The following is a 17,247-nucleotide window of genomic DNA, read 5'->3' as shown; positions in this document are numbered from 1 at the left end:
AACTCACCCGCAGTTGGCGCGCACGATCCTGTTCTGCGCGTCCACTTCGATGCTGAGGCGGTCTTCGCGGTAATCCATGGTCATCGCCATGCCCGGCTTGAGCACGCGCGCATGGCGGGCACCGCTGTCCTTCACCGCCTTCTGGATGACCGCCTCGGTGGCGGTCTGCCCGGTCAGGGCGGTGAGTTTTTCTGGATCGCACTGGCCGCCACTGCCAGCCACCGCAGGTGGGGCGGTCGAGGTCGGGCTGTCAGGCGGCGTCGCGGCGGTCTTGGCCGGAGTGCTGCAGGCGGCCAGCGGCAGCGCACAGCCCAAGGCGAACAGAAGGTTCAGACGCATGTGGTGGTCCTCCCACGGTAAGTGGCTGCAGTGTCCGTGGGCCGGCCTTTACACCGCGTCAATGGCCTGCAGCGCCAAGGTCTCCCGGTCGCGCTGTTCTTCAGCCACCAGCCGCCGCATCAGCAGCGCCAGGGTCACCACGTCCTGGTGGTTGTGCTCGGCCACCCGGCGCAGGTTCACCGCACTGCCACCCCGCAGATAATTCAGCCACGCAGCCGGGGCTTCAGAGCCGGGCAGATCGTCTTCGCGCACGATCTGCAGCAGCTGGCGTTCGATCGTGGCCAGCCGGCAGTTTTCCCAGGTGCCGCGATAGCGGCGGCGTGTCGGGAACAGCAGATCGACGTGATCCAGTGGCGTGATCGGGCAGCGCTGCCGGGCCAGCCGATAGCGCGTCTTGAGCAGCGGGGCGTCGTAGCAGCGCCCGTTGTAACTGGAAAACACCGTGCTTGGCTGCAGCCATCCGGCGAACTCGCGCAGCATCGCGGTTTCCGCGGCCATCGTCGTCATCAGCAGCTGGCGGATGCGCAGGCCGTCGCCACGTTCGGGATGGGTATGCCAGTCCGCGGCACCGATCATGAAAGCGCGGGTGCCGGTGCCGCCGGCCAGGCCGGTGGTTTCGGTATCGAAGAACAGCAGGTCCTGCGGCTGCACCTGCTCGCCGTCGCGCTTGGCGAAGGCCAGCGACAACGGTTCGGTCGGAATGGCTTGGGTAACGAATGATTCGATCAGGAACAGGCCCGGCGCGATTTCCTCACCCGGCACATGCCGATCCTTGGCATTCTCGCGCGGGGTGGCGGTGTTGAGGCCGCGATCGCGCAGGCCGAGCAGACGGCGCAGGCCACCAATCTCGGGCTTGCGCAGCGCGGGCGCCGGCGCAGGAACAGGAACAGGAACAGCGGGAACTGCCGGTGAGGTCTCGCGTGCGGCCGCGCCGGTCGGCTTGTGGCGGATCTCCTGCTCGACCCAGCCGAAGACGGAGGCCGGTGCGGGCGTACGCGCACGCGCATCGTTGGCGGCGGCCGGAAGCGGAGCGCTGCCCGTGTCGCCGGGAGCGCCCGTGTCTGCGGCAGCGGATCCGCGCCCAGGGGCGATGGCCGGAGCAGGGGCAGGCGCCACCGTCGCATCACCGGCCTGCCGGCGCAGCAGGCGCAGCTTGTCCAGGCTCAGGCTCACGGCGTCACCACCTCGGCGCTCCGGCGCTCCTGCTCTTGAGCAGACGGCAGCGCGGCGCTGTCGAACAGATCCAGCACCTTCAACGCCAGCGCCTTGGGCGTGGTGGCATCGTCCTCCTGGCCGGCCAGCACCGGGCCCACGCAGGCCGGGCAGCCGGCCTTGCAGTCACAGCCCTGCACCAGCTCGCGCGCGCGCAGCAGCAGCTCGGCCTGGCGCAGCCACAGTGGTTCGCTCAGGCCCACACCGCCGGGGAAGTTGTCGTACAGATACACCGTCGGCACGAACTGCTGCTGCAGCTCGATCGCGCTGGCATCGAACTCGGCGCCGCGCAGCTGCCCGCGTCCGCTCTGGTCGGCCACTGCGAACCACGCACCATCACCATTGCCGACGGCCTTCTGCAGGTCGCGCGCATCGGCCATCACCGCCACCGTGGCGACGATGTGCAGCGCGTAGGCGGCGCCGAGGAAGCCGTCCAGCGCTTCCTGCTTGCTGTCGAACGCGGTCAGCAGCAGCGCCTGCGGCAACTGCCACCACACCGCGGTGGTGTGCAGCTCCTGGTCGGGCAGGTTGACCGGGCCGTAGCCGATGTTCTCGTGGGTGTAATAGCGGATCTTCTTGTAGCCGGCCACGCGGCGCACCACGTGCACTTCGCCGTGGTGCGAATCGCCGCGCCCGGCGATGCAGCCGTCGAAGTGGTCCAGCACCTTGAGCTTGGTGAAGTCGATGCTGTCGGTGTAGTAGTCCACGTGGGTGCGGGTGACATAGGCCTTGCGGCCTTCCCAGTCCAGCCGCTCCACCTGGTAGGGGGTGGACTGCACCATGTGGATGGCGCCTTCGTACAGCGTCAGCGCGGCGGCGGAGTAATCCACCTCGGCGATGATCTGCTGCTTGCCGTCGCTGCGGTCCACCACCACGAAGTTGCCATCGGCGACCGAGCGCAGGCTGACCGCGTTGGCCGGGTAGCTGTCGGCGATCCACTCCCAGCGGTCGCCTTCGCGATGCACCACCTCGGTCTCGGCCAGGGCTTCCAGGAACACCAGCGGGTCGATCGGGCCGAACGGATCGCCGGCCAGGAACGGCAGCTCGAAGGCGGCGCAGCGGATGTGATCGAACAGGATCAGGGGCTGGTCCGGCGCGATGCGCGCATGCTCGGGCGAGGCCTCGGCGAAGAAGTCCGGATGCCTCACCACGTATTGGTCCAGCGGCTGCGAACTGGCCACCATCACGCCCAGTGCGGGCTGCTGGCGCCGGCCGGCACGGCCGAAACGCTGCCAGGTCGCGGCGACGCTGCCCGGATAGCCGTTGAGGATGACCACGTCCAGGCTGCCGATATCCACGCCAAGCTCCAGCGCCGAGGTGCTGACGATGCCGTCGATCTGCCCGGCGCGCATCGCCCGCTCGGTCTCCCGCCGCTCCGTGGGCAGGTAACCGCCCCGGTAGGCGCGGATACGGGCCGGCTTGCGCGGGTCGTGGTCGAAGATGTCCTTGAGGTACTTGGTCAGTACTTCGACCATCAACCGGCTTTGCGCGAAGATCAGGGTCTTCAGGCCGGATTTGATCGCGATGCGGGCGATGCGGTTGCTCTGCGAGCGCGCCGAAGCCCGCAGGCCCAGATCGGCATTGACCACCGGCGGGTTCCACAGCAGCACATGCTTGGGCCCGGTCGGCGCGCCGGATTCGGTGATCGCAGTGACCGGGGCTTCGATCAGCGCCTCGGCATGCGCCTGCGGGTTGCCGATGGTGGCCGAGCACAGAATGAACTGCGGCTCCACCCCATAGAACGCGCAGATCCGCTTGAGCCGGCGCAGCACGTTGGTGACGTGGCTGCCGAACACGCCGCGGTAGGTGTGCACCTCATCGATCACCACGTAGCGCAGGTTCTCGAAGAACTGCGCCCACTTGGTGTGATGCGGCAGGATCGCCTGGTGCAGCATGTCCGGGTTGGAGACCACGATGTCGCCGTGCAGGCGGATCGCCTGGCGCGCATCGCCCGGCGTATCGCCATCGAAGGTGAAGGCTTTGACTCCCAGGTCGCCGGCGCGGTTGAGCTCCAGCAGCTCGGCCACCTGGTCCTGGGCCAGCGCCTTGGTCGGGAACAGGTACAGCGCCTTGGCCTTGCCCTGCATGGCGGCGCTGACCACCGGCAGGGTGTAGCACAGCGATTTCCCGCTGGCGGTCGGGGTCACGATGGCCACGTGCTCGCCCCGCTGGCTGGCCTCCCAGGCCTGCGCCTGGTGGCTGTACAGCTGCTCGATGCCGCGTGCCTTCAGTGCGTTGACCAGGGCATCGGGCACATCGGCCGGAATCGGCGCGTACCGGCCCTCGCGAGCGGGAATCGTGAAGCTGCCGGTGATGCGGTCGTTATAGCGGCGCTGCAGGCGCGCGGTCAGCAGCGCACCATCGCGCGAGGGCAGCCCATCGGTGGTGGCGAGGTTGCGCTCGGCGTCCTCGGTGCGCTTGGCGAGTTCGTAAGCCATGGTCACAACGGTCTGCAAAGGACGCTATGGAAACATGACCGCGTCTCAATGTCTGAGACATCGCGATATGGCCGGTGAATCATTCAGTGGGTCCCGCGCTGGCTGGACAGGTGCCATCAACGAAACCTGACACCCGCCTCCGTATCCTAGGGAGCAGCCCGCTACAAACACGGACGGAGTTGCTGTGGCATTACGTGAATATCAAGGCTTGGCAGTGCTTGCGGGGTTGTGGCTGGCCGCCGCTGGGCAGGCGCAGCAGGTCGCTGCCCCCGAGCCGGTGGAACCGCCGCCCGCGACAACGCAGGGCGATGTCACCACGCTGGGCGAGGTGCGCGCCCTCAAGCCCGACGACGAGCCGCTGGATCTGTACCGCTTCAAGAATCCGGTACAGGTGCAGCCCAACCGCTTCAGCCGCACCTGGAGCGAGCCGCCGTCGCCTGAGCAGGTCAGCATGAGCGGTGGCTATCTGATGATGGGCATCAACAAGGGGCTGGCCGCCGCTGCGCAGGGCGTGAACAAACTTACCGGCGGACCCGACCAGATCCAGTCCGCGAGCGCCCGCCCTCCGCCGGAGCTGACCGATGAAGAGCAGCGTCGCGCACAGGAGGTGTGTGCGCAGCAGGGTGGGTGCCCGGTGCTGCCGGAGCCCTGATCGGTCAGGGCGACCAGCGGTGCATCGGCGCTGGCCGCTGGAGAATGTCCGCGTCCAGCGCGCTGCGGCGTGCGATGGCCCGTGGCACGCAGCGCACGCACTGTACCGCGTGGAACAGCATCAGCAGCAGCGCTGCCAGCAGCCATGCGCAACGGCCCAGCCCGGCGATGGCGGCATCGGAGGGCTCGGTCGGATCGATCTCCAGCCACTGCGTGCGCCCATCGTGGATACGCGCAGTGACCGTGCCAGAGACGGTGACCGGTCGAGCGATGGTCGCGGCGGCGCGCATGCGCTTCCACTGGTCATGCGCCGTGCCGAGCCAGGCGTCGCCGACAGAGTGGAACTCACCCGGCGAAGCCGTCACCAAGACCACGCCGCCCTGCTGCTGTGCGAGCAGCGCAGGCGTCTGCGCCGCCCACCGCGACAGCACATGCGCATCGGCCGCTTGCTCGACCGCAGTGTTGATCTTTCTGATCACGTGGCTGGGAAACGCCAGGCCCTCCGGACCCGCCTGATCGCTGGCGAGGCGGGCGGCGCGCATGAGCGAGGCCCAAGCCTGGTCGCCAGGCGCGATGTGATCGCTCTGCCAGGACAGCAGCCGCAGCAACGTTGACTGAAGGTCGCCGCAGGCATCCAGGCCCTGCGCGCACGCGGCATCGACGCGCTCCAGCAGGTCGCCCAGTCCGGTTACCTGGCGAAAGGGTGCCAACAGTTCGGTGGTTCCGGTGTACGGCGTACGCAGCTGCGTATCGTAGGCCCCCAATCTCAGGATCGGTTCGGCGATCTCCAGTTCAGCCCTCGGCACCTGGGGCACTCCCCAGCGGACCCGGTCGCAGTCGGCGGAGGCCACGGTATGGCCGTGCCGCTCCTGAGGCACCCACTCGCACGTTGCGCGCACGCGCAGGTGCACACCATCGCCGATGGCGGGAGGGCGTTGCAGCAGGCTGCCGGGGTCAGCATCGGTACGGAGCTGGTGCGCCGAGAACAATCGCATCGCGCGCTGCGCTTCGTAGGTGGGGCCATCGCTGGCACTCAGCGCAAGGCACAGCGACACCAGCGCTACCGCGAGCATCAGGGCATGCCGCGCCAGCGGCACGGGTGGATATCGGCGATGCTCGTCCAGCGTCGGCCAGCCCGGACCCAGGGACAGCACGCGCCGGCTGTGCCGGTATATCTCGGCTTCGATCCGTTGACCCGCCTGCAGTCCCTTCGATTCGTTCCAATCGTGGCAGGGGCGAATCCGCTGATCGTTGCCGATCAACACATGACATCCGGTGCCCGCAGGATCGCCGGGGCGCAGAAGCTGCAGGCGGTTGACGCGACCGCGCACGCGGTCGACGCGCTGCAGTGCCGCCGGACCGATCTGTCGGCGCATGTACAACCCGGCCGACAACAGCATCAAGGCCAGTCCTGCACCCAGCACGCCCCAGGCCCACGGGCCGTTGTCCCAGAGCAAGGCCAGGCCGCAGGCATTGGCTCCCATGGCCAACCCGGCAGCGGCCCACGGCGTACCGGGGCGGCGACGGAGCCGGCGTTCCTCCGGATGCTCCAAGCGCTCACCCAGGTGTCGTGCGGGCGTCCGTAGCGCGCGTGACCCTGCCGTGGTGATATCGAATGCATTGAGCCGCACCACGATCGCATAGCCCGGCCCCAGAACGACCTCTGCGGTGTTCTGTTCGGCCAGGTAATCCGCCGCATCGAAGGGCAGCAACACGTCGACGCCGCCCACGCTCTCCCGTACGAATGAGGTACCCCAGTTCCGCAACACTTCGCGGGCATGGGGGCCGCTCAGTGCTCGCACCTCGGCATCCACGGTGAGGTCAAGGCAGGCATGGAGCGGCGCCAGGGCGGCGCGCTCTTTGACCGACAGCACACGCAGGGGTGCCTGCTCGCGTAACCGTTCGAAGAAACCACGGGCATCACGCCGTCGTTGCCACCGGATGGCCAGCGCCAGACACACCAGGACGAGCACGCCGAATGCCATGATCTTCATCGGAAGTGGCCTGCCTCAACGGGGACGACGTCCCGGGCCGATGTCCCGATCGAGTCGATCTTCACCATGGCAGGTGATTTCGTCATGCTCATGTCAGCCTGTGGAAAACCAGGCAGGTTGGCAGTTTGCCGGCGCGCTCACCATGCAAGAAGTTGTAATTGATGGCACCAGGGGAACGCGCTTCTGCCGAGCCCCACCTCTGCGCGGTTGCAGTCGCTGACATGCTTAATGACGTCGTACGGGAGAATGACGTTGGTGCCGCCAGCAGTGTGCGGCGCATGCCAGCCGGAAGCGTCACGACTGACCTCTGGGCCTGGTGATCCAGACCGTCTGTCAGGTTTTCCACGCACTGACGGTCTTCTAAAGGACGCACGCCCACATGGAGAGCCGCATGCTTACCCCTGACACCGTTCTGCCGTCACCTCACGCAAGCGCCTGGTCCGCCCGTCGCATGTGGCACTGGTGGGCCTCAGCCTGGCGCATGTACCGGCAGGCACCGATACGCTGGTTCGGGCTGTCCCTGGTGCCGATGGCGATCGAACTCATCCTGCAGGTGTCCATTCCGGTGGCCGGCGTGGTGCTGTCCAAGTTCGTGGTGCCGATTGCGTCGGTGTGGTGCCTGATCGTCCTGGACCAGCGTGTGCGCAATGGCCGCTTCGCCATAAGGCAAGGCATGGCCCGGATGCTCGGTCTGCGCGGCCGTCTGCTGCAGTTGGCTGTGTTGTCAGCGAGTGTGTTTGCCTTCCAGATGGCCGTGTTGTGGATGTGGACCGGACCGTCGGTGGCGCTCGGCGTGGTCACGGCAGATCCCGCGGTGATCACTCAACTGACCCGCCTGCAGCTGGCCACCGTCTTCGCGGCGGGGACGTTGCCCGGCGTGCTGCTGTTCTTCACTGTGCCGCGGGTAGTGCTGGACCGGGTGGGCGTGGCAGAGGCATTGCGTGAGAACCTGCGCCTGCTGGCTGCAGGTTGGCGACCCATCGCGCTGTACCTTGTGCTGTCGATGCTGCTGGTTGGCAGCGTGGTATTCCAGCCCTGGTTGCTGTTGCTGTTGCTGCAGCTGGGGTATGTGGGCTACTGGGCCTACCGCGACGCATTTGATTGCGTTGCCGCTGACTGAGCCGCCGCCTTGCCGCTGCCGACCGCCGCTGACCTGCAGTCCATCCTTCGTGAGCACTGGCCGATGCTGAGCCGACTGGCCCACAGCTACACGCGCGATATCGCCCGCCGCGATGATCTCCTCCAGGAGGTCAGCATCGCGGTATGGCAGGCGCTTCCGCGCTGGCGTGGCGACGGCTCGTTGCGGGCATTCATCGCCCGTGTCGCCCACAATCGATCCGTTGATGTCCTCGCCAGGGAGCCACGCCTGTCGGCACGTGATCTGGACGAGGGCTGGCCCGATCCGAACGCCGACCCGCTGCGCCATGCGCAGGCACAGCAGCAGCGCGATGCGCTGTTGAGCGCCGTCCTGGGTCTCCCGCTCGGCTACCGACAGGTGGTGTCCCTTGCATTGGAGGGGTTCTCCCACCGCGAAATCTCGGACGCGCTGGGGCTGGAGGAAAACGCCGTTGCCCAGCGGCTCAGCCGGGCCAGGCGACAACTGCGGGATCTGATGGGAGCTTCGCGATGAACGCGATCGACGACGAGAACACGGGGTGGGATGCACTTGCAACGCGCTGGCAGGCCCAGCCCAGTGCCGCTCCCGATGTGCAGGCGCTGGAGCGCGAGGTCCATCGCCGGAGCCGCCGCCTGCGTGTTGTCTGGAGCATCGAGGGCGTGCTGGCCGTGCTGTCGATCGGCAACTGCGTGCGGGCTCTGTCACTCGGCGAGCGATTGCCGATACCCGCAGGCCTGGTGTGGTTCCTGATGGGACTGGTCATCGTCATGAGTGGTTGGACGCTGTGGCAGCGCCGGCGTCAGTGGCGCGCGAAGGCATTGGACGCACGCGGGCTCGTCGCGTTTGAACGCGACCGCTCACGGACCGCACTTCGGATATGGCGCGTGACGATGTGGGTGAGTGTGGCGCTGTGGGCAACCATGACGCTCTGGGTCTTGTTGACCGCCCAAGGGCGCCTGCCGATGGCGCACGCTGCACCGCCTGCGCACTGGGCCGTGAGCATCGTGCTCAATGCCGTCGTCGTGGTGGTGTTTGCCGTGGCCGGCTGGGCGATCTGCAGGCGGCACCGCCAGCGGCTGAAGGGGCTGCTCGCCTTGCAAGAGGCGATGGATGCCCTCTGAAGGCGATCCCCGCGCTATACAGGCGTCACCACTCGTCGCCGCTCCAGCCACCACAGCACACCAGCCGCCAGCACGAAGGCCAGTAGCCAGGGCCAACGCGCGCCCGGCGTCTCGACGGTACCAGCCGAGGCGACGGTAGTACCTGTTGCCAGACGCTGCGCGGTCGCATCCCGCAGCTGTTGCCGATGCAACGGTCGGGCGGTGGCCGGATCGAACACGTAGAACGCGTGGCGGCCTTCGCCCTGCTGCAGCTGATGCCAGCCGGGCTGGGTCGGCCAGTACCCAGCGCAGCGCTCGGCCGCGCTGGTCGGATCAATCTGCAGGGGGGTGAGCGAGCCATCCGGTGCGCGCACCTGGGCGGCTTCCCGCAGTTGGCACAGTGCCATGCGCTCGCCGGACCACGGGGTAATGGCGTCGATACGGAGTGCCGTTGTGGCCGGCAGCGGGCGCGCCACGCTGGCGAGCACGCTGCTCCATAGCTCGGCGTGGCGATCATCGCGGCCGGCCAGCACCAGCCGATAGCTGTCCGTGACTGGCAGCAGTGCGACGCGCCCGCGTCCGAGCGGGCGATAGCCACCGACGGTGATTCCCTTGGCGTCGTGCAGCAGGGGTGTCGCCTCGGCCGTCTGTAGTGTCAGCCGTTCCAGCACTGGCAGTGCGGCCTGATGTGAGGCGGCGTCGGCCTCATCGATGTAGGCGGTGGTGTCCGATGCGGGCCGTTGTGGGCCGCGGCGTGCCTGCAGCAGGGCGGCATCGGCGTCGGCGGGCAGCGTCAGGGCACTGGCCTGGTTGTTGCCGGTGACGGTCATCCCCCAGCCGCGCAGCGCCTGGCGCGCGCTGTCGCCAAGAGGGCCGGTGGTACGAACCAGGACGCCTAGCCCATTGCGGATCGCCTGTTGCAGCGCACTGCGTTGCGCGGCCGATAGTGCGGCCAGGCTGCGCTCATCCAGCACCACCACATCGGTCCCCGCCAGGGTGGCAGCGGTGAGCATGATCGGTGCATCGCCGAGCGACAGGCCGCCGCCGGCGTTGGCCTGGCTCTGCACCTGCAGCCCGGCATCGGTGGCCCAGCGGCGCAGGTATTTGAGCTCCGGGCCGGGTGCACCGGCCAGCAGCAACAGGCGGGGCGTCGCCGCGGCAGCGGTGTCCACAGGAACGGCAAGCGTATCGATCACATGCTGTTCGGCGTCGATCAGACGCAGGCCGAACACGCTCTGTCCGGCGACGCGGGCCACACCGCTGAGCTGCACCGTCCCACCGGCATCGGGCGTGGCCCTGTCGATGACCAGGCCGGCGGGATCGAGCAGTTCGGCACGCGCGTCAGGCACGCCCTGCGCACGCGCGCTGACGGTGAACACTGCACCGGGCGCCGTGACCGCCGGCGGCTGCAGTGCGATCCAGCCCTGCGGCGCGCTGGGCGACTGGATGCGCACGCTGCGTGGCAGGGCCACATCGTGGTCGCGCGCGGGCAGGCCATCGCCCACCAGACGCAGTGAGGTGGTAGCAGGATGCTGGCGCAGCGCGGTGGCCAGGTCGGGCGCGGGCAGGGCGTCGATCGCCGTCCTCGCTTCCGGCAGCGCGACCACGGTTTCGCCCGGCTCGGCCGGCCAGCGGACCTGATCGGCCGCCGCCGTCAGTACGGTGAGTTGACCCCCGGCGGCGTGCTGCATCGGTGGCACCAGCGTCAGGTAAAGCAGCGTGGTCACCGCCGCCTGCAACAGCAGCAGGCTGGCGAACGCGCCGCGCGTGCGCGCCGGTCCACGCCACTGCTGCCAGCACAGACGCGCGCTGCTCAGCAGCAGCACGGCAAGCAGCGCGATCAGGATCCAGCGTGGTTCGCTCATGGCGTGGCCTCCAGTGCATCCAGGTAGCGCTGGCCCATGGCATCGGGTGAGTTGCGACGAGGGACCTGCGGCAACGGCCGCAGCAGGGCACGCCACAGCTGCGCGCGCAGGGCTTGATGGCAGTCAGCGCAGTCCGGTGCGATGCGGAGTTCTTCGATGGCGGCGGCCAAGCTCAGCGGGTCGGGCAGGCGCGCTTCATTGCGCCGCAGCCACCCGGTCAGCGCCTCCAGATCGGGCGCACTGGCTGGATCGGCCAGCTGCTGCCAGACCTGCACGATGGCCTGGTCGGGTGCCTCCAGCGCACGCAGTGGCAAGGTGCGGCTGGCCAGGTCGGCACGATCGCCGCTCATGCGTCTGCTCTCGTCGATCGGCGGCAGTTCCGGGCCGACCCGCGCCAGGTAGATGCGCTCGGCCTGCTGCACTTCCTTGATGAAGCCCAGTGCCTTGTAGGCGTATGGCAGGGCACGCTCGGGCTGGCCCTGGCGAAGTTCACCCTCGGAGGACCACATCTGGTCCAGCGCGGCCTTCAACGTGGCGCGCGTCTTCGGATCGAGCAGGGTGGCGGCCTCGGCGTGGTCATGGGTATGGCCGTACTCGGAGAGGACATCCGTGGCGCTGCCGAACACGGCAGCGGTGCCATCGGTCGGCGCGCCGTGGTCGTGATCGTCGTGCCCGTCCTGCGCCTGGGGCTTGGCAGGGTCGGCATCGTGGCCGTGATCGTCGTCGTGCGTGGCTGCCGGCGTGTCGCTGGTGGGCAGGGCATCGCTGGTCGGCGGCGGCTTGGCCCCGCCTTCGCTTTCCTCGCCAAGGAACTGGCCATAGCGCAGGCGCAGGATGCGCTGGTCCACGCCGATCGCATCGGCGCGTTTGACGAACTCCTCGGCGGGGAGCTTGCCGCGCAGTTTGATCAGCGCCTCGGCGTCGATGATGATCTGACGCTGGCTGCGGAAGTAGGCCGGCAGAGTCCTCTTGACCATGCCTTCCATGTCGGTGCCCTGGATCTCCGCGGCGCTGGGCAGGCGCAGGATCACGCTGCTGCTCTGGGCGCTCTGCGCAGTGGGTGTGTGGGTGTCACGTACGGTCAGCTGCGCGATCACGTCGTTGCCTTCGGTGGCGCCCAGCGCGGCCAGGTCCAGCGTGCGGGCGAAGCGCCGCTGCGTCGCCGGTCCGGTGCCGCTCAGGCTGAAGGTCTGCTCGCGGAAGGTGATGTTCTCACCGCTGCCCTGGGCCAAGGTGACCTTCAACTGTGCGGTGGCGACCACACCGTAGTCGTCGCTGGCTTCGAACTGCAGCGGCCACTGGCGCTGGCCGGGCGTGCCCAGCACGAGGCTGCGGTCCGGGGCGATCACACGCACCACCGGGGGGCGATCGGGCACCACATCAAGTCGATACAGGCGGGTGTCGCGCAGGGCGGGTTCGGTGACCACGCGGTACAGCGCCGGACGTGTTGCGGTCCACTGTGCGGTCCACTGTTCGCCATCGCGCTGCAAGGCGATGCGCTGGCCATCGTGGAACTGCAGGGTCGCGGTCTTCGGCTGCGCGGAGAAACGCAGCGACCAGTGCAGGCGGCTGTCCTGCGCGACCTTGCCGTCCAGTGCGTTCTGCACGCGCGCGGCTTGGCCGGTGTAGGCCGGGGCCGTGATCTCCAGCCGCGCCGAGCGCAGCTGCGGCGGCTGTGCCGGGGTGGCCGGTGGTGCCGAAGCGGCCGGGAACAGCGGCGCCGCGTTCTCGCCGCGCGGCCAGCCGAAGGCCAGTGCCATCACCACCACCGACATCAACGCCGACGCCAGCACCCAGCGGCCGGGCCAGCGGGGCCGCAGTTCGGGCAGGCGCGACTGCAGTGCCGCGTCGACATGCGCACGCTGGCGTTGCTGCAGCGGATTCAACGCCTGCGGTGCGGCGAACAGCAGATCGGCACTGTCCTGCGCGACCGGGTGTTCATCCAGGCGGCGAATGAGCCACTGGCGATCCAGCCGACGTGCGCGCCAGGTCGCCAGCCCGACGCTGATCAGCAACGTCAGCAGCAGGGCCACGGTGAAGGTGTTGAATCCTGCGATCCGCCAGGCCACCGCACTGAGCGCCAGCGCGACCGGTACGGCCAGCACGGTGGTGATCCACCACTGCCGCCGGCGTGCATGCTGCCACCCGCGCTGGAGGGCGGGGCTCATGCGCCGGCTCCGCGGCGCGGCGACGTCGCCATCGCGCGCTCCACCGCGAACAGCAGCACGATCAGCGCCAGCAGCCAGGGGGCGAGCTCACGTGGTGTCGGGAGCGGCGCGGAGGCGCCACGCAACGGCAGCTGTGTGGCCGCAGATGCGAGGGTGGGGGCGGCCGGTGCCGCGATCACCCCCAGCAACTGGCGCGGGAGGTCAGGATCGCGCAATGCCGGCAGATCTGGCGGCGACAGCGCTGCGGTGAAGCGCAGCAGACGACCGCGTCCTTCCGGGCGGTGCTCCAGCACGGACGCGCCCTGTGCATCGCGCAGGACCGGCATCCAACCGGCCCCCGCCGAATCCGATGCGACCAGCACGCTGCCGCCCTGTTGCACCCACGCCTGCCAGGCGGTCGGCAACGGCTCGGCGGCGAGCCACACGCCGAGCTGCCCATCGTCCGGGGCGGTGGTCGGTGCGCGCGCAGGCGACAGGGGTTGGTTCGACCACGCGCGCTGGATCGCCGCCAGTACGCGCTGCTCGCGCTCGGCGATGCCGCCACCGATCTGCAGCAGGGGCACGGCGGCGCCGCGCGTGGCGGGGGGCGCCAAGGGCACCGGCCGCCAGGTCACGGGGCGCGACAGGCGCGGGCGTTCGCCATCCAGACCAGGCATCGGGTCGGGCACGTACACCGTCAGCGGCGCGCCGGAAGGCAGGCGCTGGTCCAGCTCGCGCAGCAGGCTGGCCAGGGGTTGTCGGGGTGCCGGGGCGGGGTCGGCCAGCGCGGGGAAGCCCGGTGAAAGCCAACGCCAGTCGCCCTTGGCGTCCTGGCCACGCAGGGCCGCGCCATCCAGACCGGGGGCGACCACGGTGACCGGGTGCGTGTCGGCAGCACTGCCGTGCAACACCGGCCGCGCCAGCATCAAGGCCAGCGCGGCGAGCAGCAGCAGCCGTACCAGCAGCAGCGGCCACTCATCGAAACGGATTTTCTGACGCGGCCGGATCCGGGCCCGCAACCACCGCAGCGCAGCGAAATCGAGCGGCGCGTACTGGGGGCGCCGCGCCAGGTGGATCAGCAGCGGCACCAGCCATGCCGCCAGTGCCAGCAGCCCGAGCGGAAACAGCAGGCTCACGCGCCACCCCCGGCGCCGAGCAGCACACGCAAGGGCTGATCCAGCGGCTGGTCGAGGTAGCCGGTGGCGTGCACGATGCCGCTGCTCTGAAGACGCGCCTGCAATGCACGCTGCGCGGCGTCGAAGCGGGCCAGATAGTCCTCGCGGATGGCGCGGCCATCGCCCAGCAGTTCTTCACCGGTCTCCGGATCGCGGAAGCGGTGGCCGTCGGTGAACGGGAAATCGCGCTCTTCGGGGGTCAGCAGCTGCAGGTGCAGTACCTCCCGACGGGCAGCCGCCAACCGTTCCAGCAGCACGATGCCGGTCTCGTCGAAACCATCGCCCACTGCGACCAGCAGATCGCCGGTCTGCACGCGCTCCCAGATCGGCGCCAGCGAGGTCACCGGCGGCCAGCTGCCACTGGCCTGCAGCTGGCGCAGCAGCAGGTGCACGCGGTCGCGCTGGCGCGGGCCATGCCCGGCCGGCACCAGCTGCACGCCACCACCGCTGACCACGATCACGCCGAAGCGGTCGCCCTGCTGCAGGGCCAGTTCCACCAGGCAGGCGGCGGTCGCGCAGGCATGGTCCAGCCGCGACCAGTCCGGTCGCGCACGATCACGCTGGCCCGCCGAGGCGGTCGCATCGATCAGTACCCAGGCCGTGATCGGGCTCTCGCGCTCGGATTCGCGCACGAAGAACCGGTCCGAGCGCGCGTAGAGCTTCCAGTCGATCTGGCGCAGCTCATCACCGGGTTCGTAGGCACGGTACTGCGCGAACTCCAGCCCGGCACCGCGGCTGCGGCTGGCGTGCTGGCCGATCCCATGCGCACCGCGCGCACGGCGTGGCAGCAGCCGCAGCGCCTTGAGGCGGCTGCGGACATCGGCGGGGATCGCGATCGGTGCGTTGCGGCTCACGGCGTGTGGATCAACCCGGGAATGGCACGGCCTGCAGCAGCGCGGCGACCACGTCGTCAGCGCTCTTCTGCTCGGCTTCGGCAGCGAAGGACAGCAGCAGCCGGTGACGCATCACCGGCGCGGCCAGCGCCTGCACGTCCTCGCGCGTGGCGGCGAAACGGCCCTGCAGCAGTGCGCGTGCCTTGGCCGCCAGCACCAGCGACTGCCCGGCACGCGGGCCGGCGCCCCACTTGATCCACTGGTTCACCGCCGCCGGCGCATCGCTGCCAGGACGGCTGGCACGTACCAGGCGCGTGATCCAGGTGAGGACGTCTTCGCTGATGTGGACCTGGCGCACCGCGGCCTGCAGCGCCAGTACCTCCTCGGCGTCCATCACCTTGGGCACGCTGCCACTGGCGCTGCCGGTGGTCTGCAGCAGGATGTCGCGCTCTTCCTGCTCGGTGGGGTAGTCCACCCGTACGTGCAGCAGGAAGCGGTCGAGCTGGGCTTCGGGCAGCGGGTAGGTGCCCGCCTGCTCGATCGGGTTCTGCGTGGCCAGCACGAAGAACGGTGCGGGCAGCGTATAGGTGGTGCCGGCGTAGCTGACAGTGCGCTCCTGCATCGCCTCCAGCAGCGCGGCCTGGGTCTTGGGCGGGGTACGGTTGAGTTCGTCGGCCAGCAGCAGGTTCGTGAAGATCGGGCCCTTCTGGAAGCGGAAGTGCCGGTGCCCGGTGCCGTGGTCTTCTTCCAGCAGCTCGGTGCCGAGGATGTCGCTGGGCATCAGATCGGGGGTGAACTGCACGCGCCGGAACTGCAGCTCCAGCGCCTGCCCGAGCGAGCGCACCAGCAGCGTCTTGCCCAACCCGGGCGCGCCTTCGAGCAGGCAGTGGCCGCCGGCCAGCAGGCCGATCAGCAGCTGCTCGACCACCGCGTGCTGGCCGACCACGGCCTGGGCCAGCGCGCCGCGCAACTGCTGCAGTTTGGGAAGAAGGGCATCAAGGGGGTCGGTCGTCATAAGGCACTCGCAGAAAATCGGTGTAGAGCCACGCCATGCGTGGCTGAAAATGCAGGAAGGAACCTAGCCGCTCAACGCATACATCACGATGTTGACCGCGAAGCGGGTGTTGTCTTCGGCCAGGAAGCGCTTGTTGCGCCAGTCGTAGTCCCACTCGCACCCGTAATCTTTGTTGCTGTAGAGCACGCCCAGGCGGCCGTCGATCTGGATGCCCTTGAGGTAATCGTGGACCAGATCATCGCCCCAGCCATTGAGCTCGAACCCGGTGGCCGGCGGGCCCTCGGGAAAGCGGAAGAAACTGCGGTACAGCGCGTGGTTGTTGGGCAGCTTGGTCAGTGCCTTGGGCCCGAACAGTTTGGCCATCTGCGCTTCGAAGGACTTCGCGAACAGACCATCGATATCGTGGTTGCAGTCATCGACGAACACGAAGCCGCCATTGCGCACATAGCGCACGAAGTTCTGCCGTTCGGCCGCGTTGAACTCAACCAGCTTGTGCCCGGCCAGGTAGCAGAACGGCGCCTCCAGCATGCGCGGATCAGACAGCGCGATCACGTGTTCGGTCGGGTCCACGCGCAGGGAGGTGTAATCGATCAGCGAAGTGATCACGTTGGATGGCATGCGCGCATCCACGTCCCAGTCGCCGGAGTCGTACTTGAGGCGGGTGAACCAGAAGTCGTAACGCCCGGCCTGGGCGCGTGCCGGCGCGGGCAATGCCGCAAAGGCGGCACTGCCCAGCATCAGGCGCAGGAACTGTGCGCGGTTCATCGCCACGCACGTTCCCGGGTGTCACCGGCCAGACCAAGAGACGGCCGGTGGCCGTCGCGACCGTTCATCAGACCGCGTCGGACAACGAGGTGAAGGTGAAATCGCGCAGCTTCATCGGCGGGATCATCATCACCAGGCTGGACTCGTCACCGGCCACACGCACCGGCTTGCCGAGTTCTTCGATGTTGTTGAGCATGATCACCGGCGACTCGTTGAAGCGGAAGTTCTTCACCGGGTGCTTGATCTGGCCGTTCTCGATGTAGAAGGTGCCATCGCGGGTCAGGCCGGTCAGCAGCACGGTCTGCGGATCGACCATGCGGATGTACCAGGTGCGCGTGACCAGGATGCCCTTCTGGGTGCCCCGGACCAGCTCGGCGGTGCTCTTGTCGCCACCGGCCATCAGCAGGTTGCCCGGCCGCGCGTTGGCGGTCTTGCCCTGCTTCTGCGCCCAGAAACGCGAGTAGTTGAGGTTGGCGATCTTGCCGTCCTTGATGATGTCCAGCTTCTCGCGCGGCTGCCCTTCGTTGTCCCACGGCAGCACCGCCGCCTCCGGGTGCCACGGGTCGGCCACCATGGTCACGCGTGGGTCGTAGACC

Annotated in this window: 15 protein-coding genes; 4 read left to right on the top strand and 11 right to left on the bottom strand. The window is 68.7% G+C overall.

From position 1 onward, the window contains the following. Positions 1–3: 3 nt before the first annotated feature. Genes ACE026_RS00570 through ACE026_RS00560 form a run of 3 tightly spaced genes read right to left on the bottom strand, consistent with a single transcriptional unit; the run spans position 4 to position 3,989 of the window. Positions 4–339 (bottom strand): I78 family peptidase inhibitor, encoded by a 336-nt coding sequence (locus ACE026_RS00570; RefSeq protein WP_486037029.1) that lies wholly within the window; start codon positions 337–339, stop codon positions 4–6. A 48-nt stretch (positions 340–387) separates the two neighbouring features. Beyond that, positions 388–1,485 carry a ribonuclease H-like domain-containing protein gene (locus tag ACE026_RS00565; RefSeq protein ID WP_486037088.1) on the bottom strand — a complete coding sequence of 366 codons (1,098 nt, stop codon included), beginning with the start codon at positions 1,483–1,485 and terminating at the stop codon, positions 388–390. A gap of 23 nt (positions 1,486–1,508) precedes the next feature. Continuing rightward, entirely contained in the window at positions 1,509–3,989 is a 2,481-nt protein-coding gene (locus tag ACE026_RS00560) for a DEAD/DEAH box helicase (protein WP_486037027.1), read from the bottom strand. Between the two features lie 208 nt (positions 3,990–4,197). Here ACE026_RS00560 and ACE026_RS00555 point away from each other — a divergent pair, with 208 nt between their 5' ends. Further along, a complete protein-coding gene (locus tag ACE026_RS00555) occupies positions 4,198–4,641 on the top strand; it encodes a hypothetical protein (protein WP_486037025.1) in 444 nt (147 codons plus the stop codon). A 4-nt stretch (positions 4,642–4,645) separates the two neighbouring features. Here the strand turns inward: ACE026_RS00555 and ACE026_RS00550 are convergent, their stop codons facing one another. After that, entirely contained in the window at positions 4,646–6,634 is a 1,989-nt protein-coding gene (locus tag ACE026_RS00550; protein WP_486037023.1) for a hypothetical protein, read from the bottom strand. A gap of 391 nt (positions 6,635–7,025) precedes the next feature. On the opposite strand from ACE026_RS00550, the gene ACE026_RS00545 reads away from it, so the two are divergent. The 3 genes from ACE026_RS00545 to ACE026_RS00535 are packed head-to-tail and all read left to right on the top strand — an operon-like array spanning position 7,026 to position 8,872. Beyond that, on the top strand, positions 7,026–7,754 hold the full coding sequence (locus ACE026_RS00545; protein WP_486037021.1) for a hypothetical protein: 729 nt from the start codon (positions 7,026–7,028) through the stop codon (positions 7,752–7,754). 9 nt (positions 7,755–7,763) lie between these two features. Beyond that, complete coding sequence (locus ACE026_RS00540) at positions 7,764–8,264, top strand: RNA polymerase sigma factor (RefSeq protein ID WP_486037019.1); 501 nt, start codon at positions 7,764–7,766, stop codon at positions 8,262–8,264. Next, complete coding sequence (locus ACE026_RS00535; RefSeq protein WP_486037017.1) at positions 8,261–8,872, top strand: hypothetical protein; 612 nt, start codon at positions 8,261–8,263, stop codon at positions 8,870–8,872. The genes ACE026_RS00540 and ACE026_RS00535 overlap by 4 nt, the downstream gene beginning before the upstream one ends. 14 nt (positions 8,873–8,886) lie before the next feature. Here the strand turns inward: ACE026_RS00535 and ACE026_RS00530 are convergent, their stop codons facing one another. From ACE026_RS00530 to ACE026_RS00500, 7 genes are all read right to left on the bottom strand, one after another. Beyond that, on the bottom strand, positions 8,887–10,716 hold the full coding sequence (locus ACE026_RS00530; protein WP_486037015.1) for a hypothetical protein: 1,830 nt from the start codon (positions 10,714–10,716) through the stop codon (positions 8,887–8,889). Continuing rightward, positions 10,713–12,884, bottom strand: a complete 2,172-nt coding sequence (locus ACE026_RS00525) for a hypothetical protein (RefSeq protein ID WP_486037013.1) — start codon at positions 12,882–12,884, stop codon at positions 10,713–10,715. Before ACE026_RS00525 ends, ACE026_RS00530 begins: the two co-directional genes overlap by 4 nt. Then, positions 12,881–13,999, bottom strand: coding sequence for a BatA domain-containing protein (locus tag ACE026_RS00520; RefSeq protein ID WP_486037011.1), 1,119 nt, complete (start codon positions 13,997–13,999; stop codon positions 12,881–12,883). The genes ACE026_RS00525 and ACE026_RS00520 overlap by 4 nt, the downstream gene beginning before the upstream one ends. After that, positions 13,996–14,892, bottom strand: coding sequence for a DUF58 domain-containing protein (locus ACE026_RS00515; RefSeq protein ID WP_486037009.1), 897 nt, complete (start codon positions 14,890–14,892; stop codon positions 13,996–13,998). The genes ACE026_RS00520 and ACE026_RS00515 overlap by 4 nt, the downstream gene beginning before the upstream one ends. A gap of 10 nt (positions 14,893–14,902) precedes the next feature. After that, positions 14,903–15,886: an AAA family ATPase gene (locus ACE026_RS00510; RefSeq protein ID WP_486037007.1), complete on the bottom strand. Its 984-nt coding sequence runs from the start codon at positions 15,884–15,886 to the stop codon at positions 14,903–14,905. A gap of 63 nt (positions 15,887–15,949) precedes the next feature. Then, positions 15,950–16,651 (bottom strand): DUF4159 domain-containing protein, encoded by a 702-nt coding sequence (locus ACE026_RS00505; protein ID WP_486037005.1) that lies wholly within the window; start codon positions 16,649–16,651, stop codon positions 15,950–15,952. Positions 16,652–16,718: 67 nt separating this feature from the next. Continuing rightward, positions 16,719–17,247 (bottom strand): metallopeptidase TldD-related protein (locus ACE026_RS00500; RefSeq protein WP_486037004.1); only part of this gene is annotated, 529 nt, incomplete at its 5' end.

This window comes from Stenotrophomonas sp. AGC87, from assembly GCF_057333975.1.
This window is presented reverse-complemented; position numbering and strand designations above follow the sequence as displayed.

What these genes read in the sequence shown, in the direction of transcription:
- ACE026_RS00570 (WP_486037029.1), bottom strand. Translation starts at nt 339, where the DNA reads ATGCGTCTGAACCTTCTGTTCGCCTTGGGCTGTGCGCTGCCGCTGGCC.
- ACE026_RS00560 (WP_486037027.1), bottom strand. Translation starts at nt 3,989, where the DNA reads ATGGCTTACGAACTCGCCAAGCGCACCGAGGACGCCGAGCGCAACCTC.
- ACE026_RS00550 (WP_486037023.1), bottom strand. Translation starts at nt 6,634, where the DNA reads ATGAAGATCATGGCATTCGGCGTGCTCGTCCTGGTGTGTCTGGCGCTG.
- ACE026_RS00545 (WP_486037021.1), top strand. Translation starts at nt 7,026, where the DNA reads ATGCTTACCCCTGACACCGTTCTGCCGTCACCTCACGCAAGCGCCTGG.
- ACE026_RS00535 (WP_486037017.1), top strand. Translation starts at nt 8,261, where the DNA reads ATGAACGCGATCGACGACGAGAACACGGGGTGGGATGCACTTGCAACG.
- ACE026_RS00530 (WP_486037015.1), bottom strand. Translation starts at nt 10,716, where the DNA reads ATGAGCGAACCACGCTGGATCCTGATCGCGCTGCTTGCCGTGCTGCTG.
- ACE026_RS00525 (WP_486037013.1), bottom strand. Translation starts at nt 12,884, where the DNA reads ATGAGCCCCGCCCTCCAGCGCGGGTGGCAGCATGCACGCCGGCGGCAG.
- ACE026_RS00510 (WP_486037007.1), bottom strand. Translation starts at nt 15,886, where the DNA reads ATGACGACCGACCCCCTTGATGCCCTTCTTCCCAAACTGCAGCAGTTG.
- ACE026_RS00505 (WP_486037005.1), bottom strand. Translation starts at nt 16,651, where the DNA reads ATGAACCGCGCACAGTTCCTGCGCCTGATGCTGGGCAGTGCCGCCTTT.